Origin of the sequence: Rhizobium esperanzae (assembly GCF_014197615.1) — a bacterium.
In the GTDB taxonomy this organism is placed as follows: Bacteria; Pseudomonadota; Alphaproteobacteria; order Rhizobiales; family Rhizobiaceae; genus Rhizobium; species Rhizobium esperanzae_A.
Map to the genome: position 1 here is coordinate 75,076 of NZ_JACIFY010000013.1, position 19,308 is coordinate 94,383.

The 19,308-nt window shown below is 61.1% G+C and carries 20 protein-coding genes; 9 read left to right on the forward strand and 11 right to left on the reverse strand.

Features of this window, described 5'->3' with window-relative positions:
* Nucleotides 1–158: 158 nt before the first annotated feature.
* Nucleotides 159–596, forward strand: coding sequence for a metallopeptidase family protein (locus tag GGD57_RS18140; protein WP_008528622.1), 438 nt, complete (start codon nt 159–161; stop codon nt 594–596).
* Nucleotides 597–620: 24 nt separating this feature from the next.
* Here GGD57_RS18140 and GGD57_RS18145 read toward each other — a convergent pair whose 3' ends face one another.
* Both GGD57_RS18145 and GGD57_RS18150 read right to left on the reverse strand, forming a co-directional pair.
* Complete coding sequence (locus GGD57_RS18145) at nt 621–827, reverse strand: DUF1737 domain-containing protein (protein ID WP_184471709.1); 207 nt, start codon at nt 825–827, stop codon at nt 621–623.
* Nucleotides 827–1,732, reverse strand: a complete 906-nt coding sequence (locus GGD57_RS18150) for an HpcH/HpaI aldolase/citrate lyase family protein (protein ID WP_184471710.1) — start codon at nt 1,730–1,732, stop codon at nt 827–829. The genes GGD57_RS18145 and GGD57_RS18150 overlap by 1 nt, the downstream gene beginning before the upstream one ends.
* Before the next feature lie 138 nt (nt 1,733–1,870).
* Between GGD57_RS18150 and GGD57_RS18155 the strand changes: the two genes are divergently transcribed.
* From GGD57_RS18155 to leuD, 3 genes are all read left to right on the forward strand, one after another.
* A complete protein-coding gene (locus GGD57_RS18155) occupies nt 1,871–2,104 on the forward strand; it encodes a hypothetical protein (RefSeq protein ID WP_085738768.1) in 234 nt (77 codons plus the stop codon).
* A gap of 110 nt (nt 2,105–2,214) precedes the next feature.
* Entirely contained in the window at nt 2,215–2,634 is a 420-nt protein-coding gene (locus tag GGD57_RS18160) for a VOC family protein (protein WP_085738769.1), read from the forward strand.
* A 236-nt stretch (nt 2,635–2,870) separates the two neighbouring features.
* Nucleotides 2,871–3,479 (forward strand): 3-isopropylmalate dehydratase small subunit, encoded by a 609-nt coding sequence (gene leuD, locus GGD57_RS18165; protein ID WP_085738770.1) that lies wholly within the window; start codon nt 2,871–2,873, stop codon nt 3,477–3,479.
* 59 nt (nt 3,480–3,538) lie between these two features.
* Here the strand turns inward: leuD and GGD57_RS18170 are convergent, their stop codons facing one another.
* Nucleotides 3,539–4,471 (reverse strand): pyridoxal-phosphate dependent enzyme, encoded by a 933-nt coding sequence (locus tag GGD57_RS18170; protein ID WP_184471711.1) that lies wholly within the window; start codon nt 4,469–4,471, stop codon nt 3,539–3,541.
* A gap of 168 nt (nt 4,472–4,639) precedes the next feature.
* Here GGD57_RS18170 and leuB point away from each other — a divergent pair, with 168 nt between their 5' ends.
* Together leuB and lpxE are read left to right on the forward strand one after the other, a co-directional pair.
* A complete protein-coding gene (leuB, locus tag GGD57_RS18175; RefSeq protein ID WP_097610461.1) occupies nt 4,640–5,752 on the forward strand; it encodes a 3-isopropylmalate dehydrogenase in 1,113 nt (370 codons plus the stop codon).
* A gap of 175 nt (nt 5,753–5,927) precedes the next feature.
* Nucleotides 5,928–6,677, forward strand: coding sequence for a lipid A 1-phosphatase LpxE (lpxE, locus tag GGD57_RS18180; RefSeq protein WP_184471712.1), 750 nt, complete (start codon nt 5,928–5,930; stop codon nt 6,675–6,677).
* A 141-nt stretch (nt 6,678–6,818) separates the two neighbouring features.
* On the opposite strand, the gene GGD57_RS18185 is transcribed toward lpxE, so the two are convergent.
* The 5 genes from GGD57_RS18185 to GGD57_RS18205 all read right to left on the reverse strand — a co-directional run bounded on the left by GGD57_RS18185 (nt 6,819) and on the right by GGD57_RS18205 (nt 13,146).
* Entirely contained in the window at nt 6,819–8,705 is a 1,887-nt protein-coding gene (locus GGD57_RS18185) for an MFS transporter (protein ID WP_184471713.1), read from the reverse strand.
* Between the two features lie 188 nt (nt 8,706–8,893).
* On the reverse strand, nt 8,894–10,135 hold the full coding sequence (locus GGD57_RS18190; protein ID WP_184471714.1) for an FtsX-like permease family protein: 1,242 nt from the start codon (nt 10,133–10,135) through the stop codon (nt 8,894–8,896).
* Nucleotides 10,132–10,824, reverse strand: coding sequence for an ABC transporter ATP-binding protein (locus tag GGD57_RS18195; RefSeq protein WP_184471715.1), 693 nt, complete (start codon nt 10,822–10,824; stop codon nt 10,132–10,134). Before GGD57_RS18195 ends, GGD57_RS18190 begins: the two co-directional genes overlap by 4 nt.
* Before the next feature lie 6 nt (nt 10,825–10,830).
* The gene (locus GGD57_RS18200; RefSeq protein WP_184471716.1) at nt 10,831–11,292 is read right to left on the reverse strand and encodes a hypothetical protein; all 462 of its coding nucleotides are present in this window, start codon (nt 11,290–11,292) and stop codon (nt 10,831–10,833) included.
* A 99-nt stretch (nt 11,293–11,391) separates the two neighbouring features.
* Nucleotides 11,392–13,146: an alkaline phosphatase gene (locus GGD57_RS18205; protein ID WP_184471717.1), complete on the reverse strand. Its 1,755-nt coding sequence runs from the start codon at nt 13,144–13,146 to the stop codon at nt 11,392–11,394.
* Nucleotides 13,147–13,261: 115 nt separating this feature from the next.
* On the opposite strand from GGD57_RS18205, the gene GGD57_RS29480 reads away from it, so the two are divergent.
* The 3 genes from GGD57_RS29480 (at nt 13,262) to GGD57_RS18220 (ending at nt 15,695) form a co-directional block, all read left to right on the forward strand.
* On the forward strand, nt 13,262–13,456 hold the full coding sequence (locus GGD57_RS29480; RefSeq protein WP_184471789.1) for a hypothetical protein: 195 nt from the start codon (nt 13,262–13,264) through the stop codon (nt 13,454–13,456).
* A 112-nt stretch (nt 13,457–13,568) separates the two neighbouring features.
* Complete coding sequence (locus GGD57_RS18215) at nt 13,569–14,603, forward strand: aspartate-semialdehyde dehydrogenase (RefSeq protein ID WP_085738777.1); 1,035 nt, start codon at nt 13,569–13,571, stop codon at nt 14,601–14,603.
* Nucleotides 14,604–14,873: 270 nt separating this feature from the next.
* Complete coding sequence (locus tag GGD57_RS18220) at nt 14,874–15,695, forward strand: lytic murein transglycosylase (RefSeq protein WP_184471718.1); 822 nt, start codon at nt 14,874–14,876, stop codon at nt 15,693–15,695.
* A 51-nt stretch (nt 15,696–15,746) separates the two neighbouring features.
* Here the strand turns inward: GGD57_RS18220 and GGD57_RS18225 are convergent, their stop codons facing one another.
* The 3 genes from GGD57_RS18225 to pdxY form a co-directional block, all read right to left on the reverse strand.
* Complete coding sequence (locus GGD57_RS18225) at nt 15,747–17,360, reverse strand: GGDEF domain-containing protein (protein WP_184471719.1); 1,614 nt, start codon at nt 17,358–17,360, stop codon at nt 15,747–15,749.
* A gap of 96 nt (nt 17,361–17,456) precedes the next feature.
* Nucleotides 17,457–18,098, reverse strand: coding sequence for a carbonic anhydrase (locus GGD57_RS18230; RefSeq protein WP_085738780.1), 642 nt, complete (start codon nt 18,096–18,098; stop codon nt 17,457–17,459).
* Nucleotides 18,099–18,170: 72 nt separating this feature from the next.
* On the reverse strand, nt 18,171–19,046 hold the full coding sequence (pdxY, locus tag GGD57_RS18235) for a pyridoxal kinase PdxY (protein ID WP_184471720.1): 876 nt from the start codon (nt 19,044–19,046) through the stop codon (nt 18,171–18,173).
* Between the last annotated feature and the right edge of the window lie 262 nt (nt 19,047–19,308).

Genomic DNA, 19,308 nt, shown 5'->3' on the forward strand with positions numbered 1-19,308 from the left:
GTTCTCCAATCCGTCTTGTTCCTGTTATGTTCTTATAGATTCCAGAGAGCTAATGAAGAGTCAACGGCCATTTTTTATGAATTTATTCCTGCCTTTGATTCCGCACTCGAAAATCGGCGATAAAGGTTCTATATGGGCCCGCAAAGGAAGGAATATTCATGGCCCGCATAGACCAGAGCGATGATTGGCGGGACCGCCATGCGCCGACGATCAGCACCTTCGAGTCGCTGGCCATGGAGGCCTACAGCCATCTCCCGGATGAATTCCGCCAGCTGACCACCAACCTCACGATCGAGATCGAAGACTTCCCCGATGACGACGTTTTCGAGGACATGGCGCTCGAAACCCCTTTCGATCTGCTCGGTCTTTTCGAGGGCAGGGGCATTTCCGAACGTTTCACCGTGGAAACCGGCGAGATGCCCAACCGCATCCGCCTCTACCGCCGCCCCATTCTCGATTACTGGGCAGAAAACGACGAGACGCTCGGCGATATCATCACCCATGTCCTGATCCACGAGATCGGCCATCATTTCGGGCTGAGCGACGATGACATGGAGCGGATCGAGGCCAGCGCCGAAGAAGCTGCCGAGCGCTGAAACCCATGCCTTCGGCAAAAGGCTCTATTGCTCGGAGAGCTTCATCTCCGGATCGTAATCCTTGCCTTCGACAATCTTGACGACGGCCTGGCCGCACTGCATCGCGCCGGTTGCGGCATTGAAGGCATAGCTCGGCGAGCCCTCCAGCGACCAGCCCTTGTTGAGGGCGGCGGTGACCTTGTGGCAGAAGGAAGCATCGTCGGGACCGGTCAGGAAGCGGTAGAGTTTCATCAGGCGGGCTTTCTTGCAGAAATCAGGCGAGCTTTATGAACCAGAGCTTCGGCCTGGACAAGATGCAGCCGCTCGATCATCCGCCCGCCGGCATTGATGACGTTCAGCCCGCCGGAAGCGGGATCGGCAAAAGCAGCAATGATCACCTCCGCTTCCGCAATCTCCTCCACGCTCGGCCCGAAATGCCGGTTGGCGGGCTCGATCTGCGCCGGGTGGATCAGCATCTTGCCGGCAAAACCCATGGCCCGGCCCTGCCGGCATTCGGCATCGAAACCTTGCTCGTCCTTGAAATCGTTGAAGACGCTGTCGATGGCATCAAGCCCGTAAGCGCTGACCGCAAGCACGACCTGCATCAGCCACGGCACGAGATAGCCCCGCCCCGGCTGCGCCGCCACACCCGTTTCCTTGCGCAGGTCGTTGAGCCCGACGACGAGGCAATCGAGCCGCGAGCCCGGCGTGCGCCCGGCTTCAGCGATCGCTGCCGCATTCAGGATGCCGCGCGGCGTCTCGATCATCGCCCAGATGCGCAGGTCGTCCGATGCATCCGCCTCGGAGAGAAGGTCGCTGATATCAGTGACATCCTGCGGCTCGTCGACCTTCGGCAGCAGCACGGCATCGGGACCAAGCGCCGTCACCAGTTCCATATCCGCCGGGCCGAAATTCGATGACAGGCTGTTGATGCGGATGATCCGCTCCTTGTTTTCGAGCGGCCGGTCCGAAAAGAAGCGCCTCAGGTTTTCCCGCGCTTGCCCTTTCATTTCCGGCGCCACGGAATCTTCGAGATCGAAGATCACCGCATCGCAATCGATCGCATGGGTCTTTTCCAGCGCCCGCGGATTGATGGCGGGAACGCTCAGCACCGAACGGCGCAGGCGGGTGGAGCGGGTCGCAGGGTTTCGGCTCATGGCCGAATTAGTGGCAAGCTTTCAAAGCCGAAGCAAGACGCAACCCCGAAAGACCCGCAGAACAACAAAAAGCCATGCTTGTCTTGCAGAGAGGAAAAGGAAGGACCACATTCCTTTCTGAAGAAAGGCCTCGAACCCATGCAGAACATTCGCTCCATCTTCCTCATGCTTGCCGGCGCCACGGTCTTCGTGGCCATGCTGCTTCTCACCTTTTCGGTGACGCTCGCCGTCGGCGGCATCCTGACCGTGCTCATGGTCGGCCGCGCCCTTTCGATGAAGATGAAGCCTGTTCCGGTGCGCGCCAAGGCAAACAATGGCCAGCGCGAAATGCGCATCTGGAATGATGGCCGCGGCACGATCATCGATCTCTGATCACTTTTTCGGCGAAAATTCCAACCGACATTGTCGGCTCATGCTCCCATGCTACGTCCTTGAGGCAGCCAGGCATTCCGCCGGCAGTTCAAAACCCATGGAGGACGAGCATGAATGCGACGGAGAGCAATCAGACCAAGATGCCGCCGGTCAAGAATGGCCTGCTGCCCTATCTGACCGTCGGCGGCGCGGTCAAAGCCGCCGAATTCTACAAAAAGGCCTTTGGCGCCGAACAGGCCTATATCGTGCCGGTCGACGAGAGCGGCCGGACGATGCATGTGCATCTCTACATCAACGGCAGCTCGCTCATGCTGTCGGATGCCTATCCCGAATACGGCCATCCCTTCAAAGGCCATGAAGGCTTCGCCATCCAGCTTGTCATCGACGATATCGATTTCTGGTGGGACCGCGCCGTCGCTGCCGGCGCCGAAGTCGTCATGCCGGTCGAACTGATGTTCTGGGGTGACCGCTACGGCCAGCTACGCGACCCTTTCGGCGTCCTTTGGGGCCTGAACGCGCCGACGAAGTAACGGCACATGCGCAGAGGGCAGGCCGCGCCAAACATCGCGTGGCCGCCTTTTAAAGCATGTCGCGCAAAAGTGTGCCGCGGTTTTGCGATAACGACATGCTTCAAACAGATGCCTAAAGCGCGAGAGCGAATCTGAAAGATCGCGACGCGCTTTAGAAAGATTCTCCTTCATTTCGACGAAAAACTGGACTAGATGCACATTCAGGAAAGTACATTTGCTGAAATGGAGCATGGGTCATGGATAAATTCGTGAAGCTCACGGGCGTTGCAGCGCCCCTGCCGGTCGTCAACATCGACACCGACATGATCATTCCGAAGGATTATCTGAAGACCATCAAGCGCACCGGTCTCGGCACCGGCCTTTTCGCCGAAGCCCGCTACAATGAAGATGGCTCCGAAAATCCTGATTTCGTGCTGAACAAGCCGGCCTATCGCGACGCCAAGATCCTGGTTGCCGGCGACAATTTCGGCTGCGGCTCCTCGCGTGAGCATGCTCCGTGGGCACTGCTCGATTTCGGTATCCGCTGCGTGATCTCCACCAGCTTCGCCGATATTTTCTACAACAACTGCTTCAAAAACGGCATCCTGCCGATCAAGGTCAGCCAGGAAGACCTCGACAAGCTGATGGACGATGCCTCGCGCGGCTCCAACGCCATCCTGACGGTCGATCTCGAAAACCTCGAAATCACCGGTCCCGATGGCGGCTCGATCAAGTTCGATCTCGACGAGTTCAAGCGCCATTGCCTGCTGAACGGCCTCGACGATATCGGCCTGACGCTGGAAAAGGGCAAGGCGATCGACAGCTTCGAAAAGAAGAACGCCGCTTCGCACCCTTGGGCGGCCTGAGGCCTCCCGCTTTGTTATCGATCAAGCCGGGCTTCGCCCGGCTTTTTCTTTGATCTCTGTCAGAGAAACTTCTCTTTCCAAAGCCTCAGCTTTTCGAGCGACACGCCGATGCCGCCGCAAACTTCGATCAGCGGATTGTTAAAGCGGGACAGCAGCCCGGCATGCACATCGGCAACGGCAAGGGCCGCCCCGCAGGCCGGCTCGACCAGGATGCGATGCGCATCGGCAAATTTCAGGCATGCAGCCACCGCATCGGCGTCGCTGACGACAACGCTTTCGATCGGATGCTGTTTCGGCAGGTCGAAGACATGCTGCGCCACCTGCCGCGCGCCGAGCGAAGTGGCAATCGAGGTGATGGCGGGCAGGGTGACGCGCTCGTTCCCCCGAAGGCTGGCATTCAGCGAGGCCGCCCCTTCGGTTTCGACGGCGATGACGGGCACATCGGCAAGCCCGTTCCGTTTCAGCCCCTCGACGATACCGGCAAGCAGCCCGCCGCCGCCGACGCTGGTGACGACGCAATCGAATGCCGCACCCTTCGCCACCACCTCGTCGATCAGCGTCGCATGACCGTCCCACAGCAGCGGATGATCGAAGGGATGCACATAACTCGCCTTGCGGCTCCTCGCGAGTTCGACCGCATGGGCATTGGCTTCATCGAAAACCGATCCATGGACCAGGACATTCGCGCCCGTTGCAGCAATCGTCTGCCGGACATCGGCCGCCGTCGTCTCCGGCACGACGATCGTGACCGGAACGCCGAGCGCCCGGCCCGCATAAGCCGCCGCAATGCCGGCATTGCCGCCGGAAGCGCAGAAGATCTCGCGCGCGCCATGTTCCACTTCGTGCTGGCAAAGCCGGCCGACGCCGCGCAGTTTGAAGCTGCCGGAAGGCTGCAGCGCATCGAGCTTTAGCCAGAGCGGCTTGCCGCTGGTGCTGTAACCAGGGGATGTCCGAAACAAAGGCGTATCGAGATGGAGAGGCGCTGAGGACATGAGAAAGATCCGGAAAATGAAGCTACAACAGTTGTTCTATTCCCTTTGCGGGCAAGGGAGCAACCATCGCGACCGGGAATGAAGCGTACCGATTCACCGCTTCTCTCGCTTGAAATGCCCATTTCCGGGGTCTAAGAAACCGCAACTTGTTTTTCCCAGGAGGGTTTCATGACAGCGCGCAATCTTTTCCTGCTGCCGGGTGACGGCATCGGTCCCGAAGCCATGGGCGAGGTCCGCAAGATCATCGCCTATATGAACGAGGCGATGAATGCCGGTTTCGTCACCGACGAAGGCCTTGTCGGCGGCTCCGCCTATGATGCGCATGGCGCGGCGATCTCGGAAGCCGACATGCAGAAGGCGCTTGCTGCCGATGCCGTTCTCTTCGGCGCCGTCGGCGGCCCGAAATGGGATAGCGTGCCCTACGACGTACGCCCGGAAGCCGGCCTGCTTCGCCTGCGCAAGGATCTGCAGCTCTTTGCAAACCTGCGCCCCGCCATCTGCTATCCCGCCCTTGCCGCAGCCTCGTCGCTGAAGCCGGAACTGGTCGAAGGCCTCGACATCCTGATCATCCGCGAGCTGACCGGCGGCGTCTACTTCGGCGAGCCGAAGGAGATCATCGATCTCGGCAACGGCCAGAAGCGCGGCATCGACACGCAGGTCTACGATACCTACGAGATCGAGCGTATCGCCGGCGTCGCCTTCGAAATGGCCCGCACCCGGCAGAACCGCGTCTGCTCCATGGAAAAGCGCAACGTCATGAAGTCGGGCGTGCTCTGGAACCAGGTGGTCACCGAGACGCACAAGGCCAAATATTCCGACGTCCAGCTCGAGCATATGCTGGCTGACGCCGGCGGCATGCAGCTGGTGCGCCAGCCCAAGCAGTTCGACGTCATCGTCACCGACAACCTGTTCGGCGACATGCTCTCCGACGTCGCCGCCATGCTGACCGGTTCGCTCGGCATGCTGCCTTCGGCCTCGCTCGGTGCGCCGGACGGCAAAACCGGCAAGCGCAAGGCGCTCTATGAGCCGGTGCATGGCTCGGCCCCCGACATCGCCGGCAAGGGCATCGCCAATCCGATCGCCATGATCGCCTCATTCGCCATGTGCCTGCGTTACTCCTTCAACCTGGTGAAGGAAGCCGACGACCTGGAAAAGGCGATCGCCAACGTGCTCGACAAGGGCATCCGTACCGGCGACATCATGGCCGATGGCGCAAGGCAGGTCGGCACCGTCGAGATGGGCGATGCGATCCTCGCCGAGTTCAAGGCGCTTTCGGCCTGATATATTTCACGTGAAACAGTTCAGCCCTTCGCATCACCCATGCGGAGGGCTTTTTCGTGAAAGCCGAGAAGCCCGAAAGGGGTCGGTCGAATTATCCAAAACGGACTATTCTCGGCCACAATCTCGTGTATTTTTGCGCCGAATTTCAACCCGGCAAATTCGAACGGACGACGGAATGCGGGCATTTTGGGCTTCCCTGGACAAGCGCTGGCGCCGGAACGGCGCCGCCATGCCGCCTTTGCGTTGGCAGGCCTGTCTTTTCATCACGCTCAATGCCGTCATCCTTTCCATGCTGCTCTTCGATGCGCCGATCGGCGCCAGCGAACCTCCTGCGCTGGTGAAACACCTCGGCGAGATGCTGACCGGTTTCGGCGATTCCGCCTGGCTGATCTACACCAGCATCCTGCTGTTCTTTCAGGGCCGGGCGGGCTACAAGCTCGTGAAGACGGCGCGCTCCAAGGCGCAGGCGCTTTATGTCAGCTGGATCGGCGCCTATCTCTTTGCCACGGTGGTCTTCTCCGGGCTTCTCGCCAACCTGCTGAAGCGGGCGATCGGCAGGGCACGGCCCGATCATTTTCACGACTACGGCATGTTTTCCTTCACGCCTTTTTCAGGTCATGCCGCTTTCGAAAGTTTCCCGTCCGGCCATTCCACCACGGTCGGCGCGGTTTTCGCCGCCTTTGCTCTGCTGTTTCCGCGATATCGGGTTGTCTTCGTCGTCTGTGCCATCTGGCTCGGCATGACCCGTGTCATGGTCGGCGCCCATTATCCGAGCGACGTCATCGCCGGCCTTGCCTTCGGCGGCTGGTTCTCGCTGCTGACGGCGATCATTTTTGCCCGCTGCGGCCTGCTCTTCACACTGGCGCCGGATGGCTGGCCAATCGCCAAGCGTTTCTTCCCCGACACGAAAAAACCCGGCGCCTAACGCATCGGCCCGAAAATCGGAATCGATTTTCGGGCCGATGCGTAGATTCAAAATGTAGAGCGTCCTTTGTGCGTCCGAAAGGACGCCCGGCGCTCTATTGAGCGCCGGGCCTTTTTTCTCAAGCGCTGACGCGCCAATCAATCAATCCATTGCGTGGATATCCCTGTTCTTCGTTTCCGGCAGGAAGATCAGGCCGATCACCAGCGTGATCGCTGCAAAGACGATCGGATACCAGAGACCGTAATAGATATCGCCCGCCGCAGCGCTCATCGCGAAGGCCGTTGCAGGCAGCAGGCCGCCGAACCAGCCGTTGCCGATGTGATAGGGCAGCGACATGCCGGTATAGCGGATGCGGGTCGGGAAGAGTTCGACCAGAAGTGCGGCGATCGGGCCATAGACCATCGTCACATAGAGGACGAGGACGAACAGGACCGCGATCGTGCCGACCCAGTTGACGCGAGCGGGATCGGCCACCATGGCGAAGCTGCCGCCATTGGCGATGTTGTAAACTGCCATGTCGGTGACGCCATTGGCCTCATCCGCCGTCAGCAGTTTGCCTTCGACCAGCTTGGCGGCCGGCATGGTTTCCTTCTCGCCGGCGCGCACGGCTTCGGCATTGAGCGCCAGTTCCGGATTGGCGGCGATGAAGGCATCGAGCTTGGCATCCGGCACCTTGGCGGCGGCGCGCTTCAGCGGATAGCCGGCATCATGGAGAGCGATGTTGACGCTCTTTTCGAAGGCTGCAGTCATGCCCTTGGCCTTGTCGCCGGCGGCGACGACGTCGAAGCTCGGGATCGTCTCGTTTCCGACTTTCACCGTTGCCGGCTGTCCGGCGGTACCGGGCACAACGTCGTAAGGCACCGAGTTCTTGGTCAGGAAGGCTGTCGCCACGTCGCAGGAGCTGGTGAATTTCGACGTGCCCGTCGGGTTGAACTGGAATTTGCAATCCGAGGGATCAGCCGTCACCGTCGCGCGGATCGATGCCTGAGCTTCGGCGAGCGCCGGGTTCGCCGTCCAGGTCATCGCCTTGAACAGCGGATTATAGGTCACCGCCGCGATGAGAAGGCCGGCCATGATGATCGGCTTGCGGCCGATCCTGTCGGAAAGACCACCGAAAATGACGAAGAATGGCGTGCCGAGGAAGAGCGCGATAGCGACCATGACGTTGGCCGAGAAAAGATCGACCTTCAGCACGTTCTGCAGGAAGAACAGCGCATAGAACTGGCCGCCGTACCAGACGACCGCCTGGCCCATGGTGGCGCCGAGAAGCGCGATGAGCGCGATCTTGGCGTTCTTCCATTGCCCGAAGGCTTCGGTCAGCGGCGCCTTTGAGCCCTTGCCTTCCGCCTTCATGCGCTGGAACGCAGGCGATTCGTTCATCTTCAGACGGATCCAGACGGAAATACCGAGCAGGACGACCGAGACCAGGAACGGAATGCGCCAGCCCCAGGCGGCGAATTGAACCGGACCCATGAGGGACTGAACCACGATGATGACGATCAGCGACAGGAACAGGCCGAGCGTCGCCGTCGTCTGGATCCATGAGGTGAAATAGCCGCGACGCCCGTTCGGCGCATGTTCGGCGACATAGGTTGCCGCACCGCCATATTCGCCGCCGAGCGCCAGGCCCTGGAGCAGGCGAAGACCGATCAGGATGATCGGCGCTGCAATGCCGATAGTGGCCGCACCCGGCAGGATACCGACCAGGAAGGTCGAGAAACCCATGATCAGGATCGTTATCAGGAAGGTGTATTTGCGGCCGACGAGATCGCCGAGACGGCCGAACACCAAGGCGCCGAAGGGGCGCACCAGGAAGCCGGCGGCAAAGGCGAGCAGCGTGAAGATGTTGCGTGTTGCCTCGGGATATTGGGTGAAATAGGTCGCGCCGATATAAGTGGCGAGCGAACCGTAGAGATAGAAATCGTACCATTCGAAAACGGTGCCGAGCGAAGAGGCGAAGATGACCTTCTTCTCCTCGCCTGTCATCGGACCGGCCTTCGCGCCGTCGATGCTTGCGACATTTGCCATTGTCTGTCCTCCACAGAGTGATGAGCAACGTGCGCGACCCACTCTCCTCAAAGCAGACCCCTGGCCGCGACACGCCTGACGAGAGTGTGCCAGAAAACATGGCCCGCAAAGAGAGAGGCTTTGGGATTATGACTTTAGTCTAATGGCAGCCCGCTTTGGCCGGCAGCGAAGTCGTCTGCCGGCTCGGTTCACGCCCTCAGCGCCTGCGCCGGCGATTGCCGGTAGGCGAGCACCGCCGGCAGCGCGGCGAGCAGTGCGGCAAAGGTGAGCAGCACCCCTGCAAGTCCGCCATCTTCGCGGGCGAAGCCGACGGGCATGGCGATGCCGCTCGTCTGCGAGAACATGCCGGACAAGCCCAGGGCCGCGGCAAATCCAAGCCCGAATCCGAGCGCGATCCCGACCGCCACGAGCGCGAAGAATTCCAGCCAGACGATGCTGAAGATCGCACGTCGTGGGGCGCCGAAGGCCCTCAATGCGCCGATCTGGCGGCGGCGCTGACCGATATGGATGACCGTGACCAACACCAGCGAGGCTGCGACGAGAACCTGCGCGCCGGAAGCAACCGCGACGAGGATCTGCTTGGCGTCGCCGAGCGTGGCGTAGAGATTGGTCAGCACCTCGCCGGGAAAGACGGCGACGGTATTGCCACTGCGATAGTCCTGCCGCAGCTTGTAGGCATCGGCGATCGTCTTCGGCTCGACGAGGATGGCGGGAAGGCCGGGAGCATCCGCAGCCCATTTCTCATCGAGCAGGGCATCCGGGTCGATTTCGCCGTGATGTTCGTGATGCGCATGCGCGTCGTGATCGGCGCCTTCATGCTCTTCCGCCCCAAGACCATGAATATGCCAGACGGCCTGGATCGGAACGAGAATGGCCCGGTCCCAGGCCGTTCCCGTCGGCCGCAGGCGGCCGGCGACATGATAGACCAGTTCGGTATGAGTCTCACCGCCTTCTTCCGCCAGGCCGTGCATCGGCTTGATCTCGCCGCCGAGCGAAAGCTTGACGGCCGAGCCGATCACCGCCTCTCCCTCGCGAGCGAAAACCTTGCCCTCGGCAAAGCCGCCGGACAGCTTTTCCGTCAATGTCACCGTTGTCCCGACGATCGGATAGCCGGAGAAAGAGTCGCCGAAGCCGATCGGCGCGGCCCAGTCGACGCGGGGATCGGCAGCAAGCCTGGCCAGCACGTCGCCCGGCATCAGCGGCAAAGGCGAGGGCTGCAGGAAGACGGAGGATAAAACGAGCTGCGTCTCGCTGCCCCCGGCGCCGATAACGAGATCGAACTTGTCGGCGGCGCGTGCGCTGCCGAGACGAAGTGCCCGCTCCTGCAGCACGACGGAAACGCCGAGTGCCGTCGCAAGCGCCACCAGCAGCACCACCACCAGCGAGCCCGCCCAGAGGCGGCGAAGATCGGAAAGGATGAAGCGGATCATGCAGCCTCTCCCGCCCTTGCCGCGGAATCGTCGCTGATCCGGCCCGAGCCGAAGGTGATGCGCCGGTCGAGCCGGCTGGCCAGGCGCTGATCGTGTGAAACGACGATCAGCGTGCTGCCTTCGGCAACGGCAAGATCGAGGATAAGATCGCCGACAGCCTCGCCGCTTTCGGCATCGAGGCTCGCCGTCGGTTCGTCGGCAATGATGACGCCGGGTTTGCGCAACAGCGCCCGGCCGATCGCCACGCGCTGCATCTCGCCGCGCGACATGGTTTCGATCTTCTGGCCAGGACGGGAAAGACCGACGGTGCTCAAAAGCGCATGCGCCCGCTCGATGACGTCAGCCGTGGCGGCCCTGGCAAGCCGCGCCGGCAGAAGCACGTTTTCCACCGCCGACAGGCCGGGGAAGAGATGGAACTCCTGCATGACCAGGCCGATATTGGCGGCGCGGAACCGGTCGCGCCGGCTTTCGGAAAACCCGGCGATATCCTCGCCGTTCCAGCGGATGCGGCCCTGGCGTGTCCGCTCCAGCCCGGCAATGATATTGACGAAGGTGCTCTTGCCGGAGCCGGACGCGCCCGTGATGGCGACCCTGCTGCCGGCCTCGATCGATAGGCGGCCGATTGCCAGCGCCGGCGAGGACAGGCCCGGGAAGGTGACGGCAAGGTTTTCGATATTAAGAGCGAGCATATCGGTTCAGACGGCGGAATATTCGGCCTGGCGGATGCGCAGCAGGCTGACGAAACCGGTTTCCGGATCCGTCCAGGAACCATATTCCAGCGTGCCGCGCACTTCGATCGTCTGGCGCGGCTGCACGAACGTCTGTTTTTCCCCGAGATAGACGACAACGATATTATCCGGCCAATCCGCATCCGAGGAGCAGAAGGGGCAGAGCGACATCGGCACTTCGGTCAGCACGAAAAACTGCGCCTCGGCCTTCAGCGGCGGCGCCATGAAGCCCTTCATGCTGATGTCCTGGCCGGCAAGACGCTTCACCTTGTCGGAAAATTCGAGGCCGAGCACGCCGAACTTGCCGTAGAGCTCGTCGAAGGAAAGCGATGGATCGGCGGCGCGAACAGCAGACACCGTAAAGGGGAGCGCAATGGCAGCGCCGATCAACCGGCGGCGGCTGAGATGCAGCGAAGAGAATATATCCATGGCGATCTCCAGGAAACAAATCCCGGCCGCTGAACAGCCGGGACCATGATCGATGAATGAGACAGGGCCGGCAAGCGGCCCTGCAGGATCGGTTTCCGATCAGTTGGTCTGCTTGGCGCCGAGCGCGAAGGCGTCGGCGAGCACACGATAGACGTCGCTCTGTTCGAGGTAGCCATGGAAGCCTTCAGCGCCCGGGCCGGCCGACTGCAGGACGACATCGTCGACCGCATGGACGCCGCTCTCGCTGCTCTTCGGAAGATTGCCCTGAACGAAGACGGCGCCGGGAACATCCTTGTACTGTTCGTTGGCGACATATTCCTTCTTTTCGTTCTGGACGGCCGGAACGAACGGACCATCGAGCTTCGGACGGAAGGTCTCGTAGTGATCGGGGCCGTTGTTGGCGCTCAGGAACAGGCGGCGGCTGACGTCGATCTTATCGGGATAGCCGTCACCGTTTTCGTCCTTGTAGTTCGGGAAGCCGGCCTCGGCATAGGTGCCGACCTTTTCACGCATTTCCGTGCCCGGCTTCTCGTCATCGACGGTGCCGATGATCGATACGCCATGCGTATGGTCGCCGGTGACGACGATCAGCGTATCGGGATGGGTCTTCTGGAATTCGCGGGCAACGCCGATCGCCTGGTCGAATTCGATGGTTTCGACGACGGCGCGATCCCAATCGAGCGGATGGGACATCTTGTCGATCGAGGAACCTTCGACCATCAGGAAGAAACCTTCCGGATTCTTGGAGAGGCGGTCGAGCGCAACCTTGGTCATGTCGACGAGACCCGGCTGGTTCGGGAACTTGTCGACCGTGCCCTTTTTCAGGAATTCGCGGTCGAGCGTCACGTCCATATTGCCGGTGTGGAACAGGCCGAGGAGATTGCCTTCAGCCGATGCATTGGCGGCGAGCTCGTTCTTGTCGGTCGCAAGCTTGTAGCCGGCATCCTGGAACAGCTTGATGTAATCCTGATTGTCCTTGCGCTTGGAACCGGCGACTTCCTTGCCGAGGAAATAGGCCGAACCACCGCCGAGCAGCACTTCCGGCTTGACGTCGAGCAGCATGCCGACGACTTCGGCCTTGTCGCCGCGGTTGCGGGTATGGGCAACGACCGCAGCCGGCGTTGCATCCTCGACTTCAGCCGTCACAACGATGCCGATCGACTTCTTGGTCGTGCGGCGAACGGCTTCCGCGAAGGTTTCGACGCGCGGATCATCGAGCGAGGCCGGCGTGCGGTCCGCGTAAACGCCGATCGCGTTGACGGCGGTCTTGTGGCCCGTCATGTAGGCCGACATGGTGTTGGCCGAGTCCGTGGCAACGGCATTCGTTGCCGACGTGCCGATGAAAGCCATGCGGTCGAGGTCGTCCATGTTCAGACGGCCGTTCGCCTTGCCCTCGGTCATGCCCTTGGACATGATGCGGGCGGCGGTGCGATGCGCGACGGAAAGACCGTCACCGAGCAGGAAGATGATGTTCTTGGCCTTCGGCTGCGCAGCGGTTTCGTAAACGTTCCAGGTGACGGACTTCGTTTCGTCGCCGGCAGCGACTTCGATCTTGTAGTCGCCCGGAGCGGAGATCTTCAGGCCGCGCAGCAGCAGAGCGGAGCCGAGAGCCTTGTCATCCTTGCCTTTTTCGAGCTCGATGAACTGCGCCTCGCCCCCGAGGACGGTCTTGTAGTCTTGGCCGTTGACGGTGATCTTCACGTCTTCGGGCTTGACCTGCTTGTTGAGCTCGACCTTGAAATCGAACGGCGAACCGGCAAGAATCGTCGCGCGATCGAGCGGATAGACCGTCGTCGCCTGAGCGGCGCCCGCAAGGATGGTGGTGGCCGCAAAGGCGGCGAGAATCGTACGCATGGAAAACCCCCGTTTTCGTTGCAGACATTGACAACCGCGCCGGGATACCTCCCCGGGATGACAGCGGCATGACAAAACGTCGCAGCATGGCGGCCGGCGCTTTCGCCTTCCGGCCCTGAGCGGCCTTGAGCGCAAAAACCTTGACTCCTGTGGAAAACCTTCTAAGAGCAACAGCGGAAAAGGAATATCCATGGTTCGCGACGAACACGCCATTGCTGCACGCAATGACCGGGCACAGGTTGCCGGGGTGGACATTGCCGTTCCGGTTTCTGCCAAAACCAAGGCCAAAACGACGACGAAAACCGTCTGACGTCTCTGGCCTGCCGCTCTCTCCCCGGCTCGGCTGGGGACAGGAAGACGCGATCCGTCGCGCCTTTCCCCCTCACCGGACAAGAGGAGAGAAGAGAAAGAGAGCTTGAGAAATGGGTTTCAAAGTAGCAATTGCAGGAGCCACCGGAAATGTCGGCCGGGAGATGCTCAACATCCTCTCCGAACGCGGCTTCCCTGCCGATGAGGTCGTGGCGCTCGCCTCCTCGCGTTCGCAGGGCACCGAGGTTTCCTTCGGTGACCGGACGCTGAAGGTCTCCAACCTGGAGAATTACGATTTCTCCGATACCGATATCTGCCTGATGTCGGCAGGCGGCGAGGTTTCCAAGAAGTTCTCGCCGAAGATCGGCCAGCAGGGCTGCGTCGTCATCGACAACTCGTCGGCCTGGCGTTACGACGCCGACGTGCCGCTGATCGTGCCGGAAGTGAACCCGGATGCCATCAGCCAGTTCACCAAGCGCAACATCATCGCCAATCCGAATTGCTCGACCGCTCAGCTGGTCGTGGCCCTGAAGCCGCTGCACGATTTCGCCAAGATCAAGCGTGTCGTCGTCTCGACCTATCAGTCGGTCTCCGGCGCCGGCAAGGACGGCATGGACGAACTCTTCAACCAGACGCGCGCCGTCTTCGTCGCCGATCCGATCGAGAACAAGAAGTTCACCAAGCGTATCGCCTTCAACGTCATCCCGCATATCGATAGCTTCATGGAAGACGGCTACACCAAGGAAGAATGGAAGGTGCTGGCCGAGACGAAGAAGATGCTCGATCCGAAGATCAAGGTGACCTGCACGGCGGTGCGTGTGCCCGTCTTCATCGGCCATTCGGAATCGGTCAACATCGAGTTCGAAAACGAGATCACCGCCGACCAGGCTCGCGATATCCTGCGCGACGCTCCCGGCTGCCTCGTCATCGACAAGCGCGAGAATGGCGGTTACATCACGCCCTATGAATCCGCCGGCGAGGACGCGACCTATATCTCCCGCATCCGCGAGGACGCAACTGTCGAGAACGGTCTCAATATGTGGGTGGTCTCCGACAACCTGCGCAAGGGTGCCGCGCTGAACGCCATCCAGATCGCCGAGCTGCTCGTCAATCGCGGCCTGGTCAAGCCGCGCAAGCAGGCTGCCTGATACGATTTGTAAACCATAAGCTGTTAAAGCCCTGCTCGGTGAGCGGGGCTTTTTCAGAGTGAATACAACTGTATAAGCGCTCGCTAGAGCAATTCCAGGAAAAGTGTGAAGCGGTTTTCCGTCCAGAATTGCGTAAATACAAAGGTTAGAGCGGTTCTGCGTTTCCGTGAAAGGCTGAACCGCTCTAACCGGTGATCGTGACAAAATCGCAAGTGGCTGGCATTCTCTTGCCCGCCTAAAAACTATGCAGATCGAGAGCGGGGTTTCTCAATGCGCATGACAAAGTTGTTTCTGGCGGCCGCTGCGGCAATGGGCGTCCTCCATGCGGTACCGGCGTTCGCGCAAGGACCGCAATGTGGCAATACCAGCGCCGGCTTCGACGCCTGGGTTGCCGATTTCAAGCAGACGGCAGCGGCCAATGGCGTCAGCCAATCGGTGCTGAGCCGCGCCTTCGCCAACGTCAACTACAACAAGCCGACGATCGCCGCCGACCGCGGCCAGAAGAGCTTCAAGCTCTCCTTCGACGCCTTCATGCAGAAGCGCGGTGGTGCCGCCGTCATTTCCCGCGGCCGTTCGATGAAGGCCGCCAACCAGGCGCTTTTCGCTTCGATCGAACGCCGGTTCGGCGTTCCGGCCGGCCCGCTGATCGCGATCTGGGGCATGGAGACCGGTTTTGGCAGCTATATGGGCAATCAGCATACGCTGTCGGCTGTTTCGACCCTTGCCTATGACTGCCGTCGTTCGGAATATTTCACCGACCAGCTCTACGCCGCCCTCCAGCTGGTCTCCGAGGGTTATCTGAGCCCGCAGGCCAAGGGTGCCGCCCATGGTGAAATCGGCCAGACACAGTTCCTGCCGCGCAACGTCGTACGCTTCGGCGCCGACGGCGACGGCGACGGCCGCGTCGACATGGTCGGCTCCCGCGCCGATGCGCTGGCCTCGACCGCGAATTTCCTCAAGGGCCATGGCTGGCGCGCCGGCGCCGGTTATCAGCCGGGAGAACCGAATTTCGTCGCCATCCAGGGCTGGAACGCCGCCAGCGTCTATCAGCAGGCGATCGCCTATATCGGCCAGCAGATCGACGGCCGGTAAGCTTTTATCGGCAAGAAAGACTGGAAACGCCGCTGCGATATGCGGCGTTTTTCATATGCGGGAATCAAAACCGCCGCCGGACGCCGACTTGCGGCGCTCCTCCTGCGCCGGCACGGTCGCTCCCGAAACGACGCAGTTGCGGCCGGAGGCCTTGGCGGCGTAGAGCGCCAGATCGGCGCGTTTGACCAGATCCTCGAAGTTCCGGTTGGCGGCTTCATTGGCCCGGCCGGCACATCCGAAACTCGCCGTCACCTTGAGCACCTCGCCGCTCGGCAAGGGAATCTCCGCCGCCTCGATCGCCAGCCGCACGTGCTCGGCAACGCTTGCCGCATCGTCGGGCGTCGAATCCGGCAAAAGCGCCAGAAATTCCTCGCCGCCATGGCGCACCAGGAGATCGAAGGACCGGAAATTCTCGCGCGCGACGCCCGCGACCTGCCGGAGCACGGCATCGCCGGCATCATGGCCGTGGATATCGTTGATCTTCTTGAAATGATCGAGGTCGAAGAGCACGACGGAAATCCAGCGTGACCCGTGCTCGGCCTGCGTCAGAAGCGCCGATGCGGCGACCTCGAAGCCGCGCCGATTATAAAGGCCGGTCAGAAGATCGGTCTGGGCGGCATTGCGCAATTCGCCGACCAGCGCCTCCCGATCCCGTGTCAGCCGGTCGATCAGACGCAGGCCCCTTGCGGCCAGCACCATCACCAGGGTGGCGAGAATGAGCAGACCGGCGCACAGCGCCAGGATCCGCGTCAGGTGCAAATGCGAGCGTGTCGAAAAGTTTTCGCCGGTCTCGTGAATATCTCGCGCGGCCTCGATCATTTTCTGCTGCAGGAAACTCATGCGCTCGCTCTGCGCTGCGGCCCAGACGTCGCGCACGGCAGGCGCCGGCCGCGAACCGGCGAGGATGGCATCGGTGATCGCATTCGCCTTCACCTGCTCGCTGCGACCGAGATAGGCGACGATGTCGCGCACGACAGGAGCCGCCGAATGGAAGACCATGTGGTCCATGCCCTCGCCGATCATGACTTTGCCCTGCACCAACAGTTCCACCGGAAACCGGGCGGAAACGCCCTGGTCGAGGTAGCGGGTGCCAATGCCGGTGATCAACCTTTCACCGTAGTAGGTCAGCATGATGCCCATCAGCTGGTTGGATTTCTCCAGCAGCACCGGATCGTTGATCAGCGGTGAAAGCGCATCGACGACAGCAAGCTGCTTGAGAGCCGAATACCAGTAGATCGAACCGGGATCGCTGCCGAAATAGCGTCCCTGGTCGACAGCGCTGCGGGCTGCGACGATGCGGCTATAGGCCAGGCTGAGAACCGACAGTTCTTCCACAAGGCCTTCATCAAGCGTCTCGCGAGGGGGCAGGCTGGCATAGAAGGCCCGGCGTTCGCGATCGAGCGTCATCCGGCTTCGTTGCATCTCGATGGCCGTGCTGCTGTTGGGACGGGCGAGATAGTGGCGGGTGGCGCCGATCTCACTGAGAATCTCCGTGGCGGCGATCGATCCGCCGCGGGCAAGCACGTCGGCGAACTGCCGGTCTTTCTCGAGATGCCGATATTGCAGGACCGAAGCCCGTATGACGATGACGCCTTCAATGAGCATGAAGACGAAAGGCAGCATGATCGCGGCCAGGATAACCCTTTTGATGGTCTCGAACTTCATCGCCAATCGCCACGGTGATCAAAACGTCGGTCGTGCGCGACCAATTCACGGGCAGCTTAACAACAATTCTTAAAAAACTGATAAAGCAGTTCGTCCCTAGATTTCCGGACGAATGAAGTCACGTGTCTCAGCATCCATCACCCAGAGTTCGCCTGTGGAAATATCGAACCATGCGCCGTGGAGATGCATTTTTCCCGCTTCCTCAAGCGCCTTGATGTCGGGAAAGCTTCTGAGATTGTTGATCGAATTGCGGATCGACACACGCTCCAGCGCCGTTTGCCGCTCGGCGGCCGTCATCACGTCGTTGCTCTGGATCTGCTCGGCGGCAGGCTTGACCAGCGACATCCAGCGGCCGATGAAATCGCCTGGCGACAGCGGTTCGGCATTCGGATCGAGTGCTGCGCGGATACCGCCGCAACGGCCGTGACCCATGACGACGATATCGGAGACCTTCAGGGCCTGCACCGCAAATTCGAGCGCCGCCGAGGTCGAATGGAAATGGCCGTCCGGCTCGTAGGGCGGCACCATGTTGGCGACGTTGCGGATAACGAAGAGCTCACCCGGGCCGGCATCGAAGATCAACTCGGGTGCCGCACGCGAGTCCGAACAGGCGATGACCAAAGTGCTCGGACTCTGACCGTTTTCGGCAAGCAACCGATACCTGTCGCGGGCGTCGGCATAACGCCCGTTCATGAAGTTGCGATAACCGTCCAGAAGTGGTGTAGGAAAACGCTGCATGCTTTCTGGATTAGCGCGCGCGGAGGATAAGATCAACTGCTGCACTGCAAAATGCGTGCATCGGCCAATGCGTCATTTTTTCCGCCGCTGGGCCGGATGCACGAGCCGGCGCATCTGCACCATGGCCATCGGCGTCGAAAGGCTGGACGCATCGCTTGCCAGCATCAACTCGTTGCTGCCGCGCTTGACGGCGCGCGCCAGCACTTCGAAGACGCTGGCCGTGGCAAGCTGCAGCGCCTTTTCATCCTCCAGGCCGGAAAGCAGGCGCGACAGGAAGACCGCGGCAAGCAGGTCGCCGAGACCGTTCGGCGGATTTTCGACGACCCGGTGCTCGGCAAGCAGCGCGTGCCGGCCGGACAGATAGAGATTGCCGGTACCGCCCGCCATCATCGGCACGGCCGAAGTGACGAGCATGCGCGATGGCCCGAGCGCCAGCGCCGCCTCCATGATCGCGCTGTTATCGTCAAGCGCCGCCCCCGAAAGCCATGCGAGTTCGTAGCGGTTCGGCGTCGCGAGCGAGGCGAGCGGGATAAGATGATCGCGAATGGCCTCGGCTGTCGCTTCCGGCACGTAGAGGCCGCCGAGGTCGCCCATGACGGGATCGCAGACATAAAGCAGTTCGGGATTGTTCTGCCTGAGCGCAGCGATCAGCCGGGAGACAGAGCGGGCCTGGGCGGCATTGCCGAAATAACCCGACAGCACCGCCTTGACTTCGCCGATCCAGGGCGCGCGGATCAGATCGTCGATCGCCGCGTCGAAATCGGCTTCCGCAAAGGTCAGCCGCGTCGAGCGGCCGTGGCCGGGATGCCAGGGCAGCACGATGGTCGGCAGGGCCCAGACCGGATGGCCGAGCGTCTCCAGCGCAAAGACGGCCGCCCGGTTTCCGACCGAACCGCGCACCACATGGCTGGAGATGACGATGACTGCGCCCGCTGCATTTTCCGACATGATACCAGGATCCGAATGATGATCGCGTTGATGATCTTTTTGACGCCGCGCTGTCAACCATTCTTCACGTGGGCATGGAAATGTGCGTCGAAGTGAAAAGCCGGAAAAGGGGCGCTTTCATCCGATTTGGCCACGAAAGCGGAAAAATCTCTAACAATTTCCCATTTTCCGCGTCAAAAAAGCATCAAAACGGTCCTTCAGACCTCTATTTTAGAGATTTTTTCGAGGAATCTTCTGCTAGCTTGCAGAAAATCAGTCCATT

Coding starts and splice junctions, on each gene's coding strand:
- GGD57_RS18140 (WP_008528622.1), top strand. CDS start 159: ATGGCCCGCATAGACCAGAGCGATGATTGGCGGGACCGCCATGCGCCG.
- GGD57_RS18145 (WP_184471709.1), bottom strand. CDS start 827: ATGAAACTCTACCGCTTCCTGACCGGTCCCGACGATGCTTCCTTCTGC.
- GGD57_RS18150 (WP_184471710.1), bottom strand. CDS start 1,732: ATGAGCCGAAACCCTGCGACCCGCTCCACCCGCCTGCGCCGTTCGGTG.
- GGD57_RS18155 (WP_085738768.1), top strand. CDS start 1,871: ATGCAGAACATTCGCTCCATCTTCCTCATGCTTGCCGGCGCCACGGTC.
- GGD57_RS18160 (WP_085738769.1), top strand. CDS start 2,215: ATGAATGCGACGGAGAGCAATCAGACCAAGATGCCGCCGGTCAAGAAT.
- leuD (WP_085738770.1), top strand. CDS start 2,871: ATGGATAAATTCGTGAAGCTCACGGGCGTTGCAGCGCCCCTGCCGGTC.
- GGD57_RS18170 (WP_184471711.1), bottom strand. CDS start 4,471: ATGTCCTCAGCGCCTCTCCATCTCGATACGCCTTTGTTTCGGACATCC.
- leuB (WP_097610461.1), top strand. CDS start 4,640: ATGACAGCGCGCAATCTTTTCCTGCTGCCGGGTGACGGCATCGGTCCC.
- lpxE (WP_184471712.1), top strand. CDS start 5,928: ATGCGGGCATTTTGGGCTTCCCTGGACAAGCGCTGGCGCCGGAACGGC.
- GGD57_RS18185 (WP_184471713.1), bottom strand. CDS start 8,705: ATGGCAAATGTCGCAAGCATCGACGGCGCGAAGGCCGGTCCGATGACA.
- GGD57_RS18190 (WP_184471714.1), bottom strand. CDS start 10,135: ATGATCCGCTTCATCCTTTCCGATCTTCGCCGCCTCTGGGCGGGCTCG.
- GGD57_RS18195 (WP_184471715.1), bottom strand. CDS start 10,824: ATGCTCGCTCTTAATATCGAAAACCTTGCCGTCACCTTCCCGGGCCTG.
- GGD57_RS18200 (WP_184471716.1), bottom strand. CDS start 11,292: ATGGATATATTCTCTTCGCTGCATCTCAGCCGCCGCCGGTTGATCGGC.
- GGD57_RS18205 (WP_184471717.1), bottom strand. CDS start 13,146: ATGCGTACGATTCTCGCCGCCTTTGCGGCCACCACCATCCTTGCGGGC.
- GGD57_RS18215 (WP_085738777.1), top strand. CDS start 13,569: ATGGGTTTCAAAGTAGCAATTGCAGGAGCCACCGGAAATGTCGGCCGG.
- GGD57_RS18220 (WP_184471718.1), top strand. CDS start 14,874: ATGCGCATGACAAAGTTGTTTCTGGCGGCCGCTGCGGCAATGGGCGTC.
- GGD57_RS18225 (WP_184471719.1), bottom strand. CDS start 17,360: ATGAAGTTCGAGACCATCAAAAGGGTTATCCTGGCCGCGATCATGCTG.
- GGD57_RS18230 (WP_085738780.1), bottom strand. CDS start 18,098: ATGCAGCGTTTTCCTACACCACTTCTGGACGGTTATCGCAACTTCATG.
- pdxY (WP_184471720.1), bottom strand. CDS start 19,046: ATGTCGGAAAATGCAGCGGGCGCAGTCATCGTCATCTCCAGCCATGTG.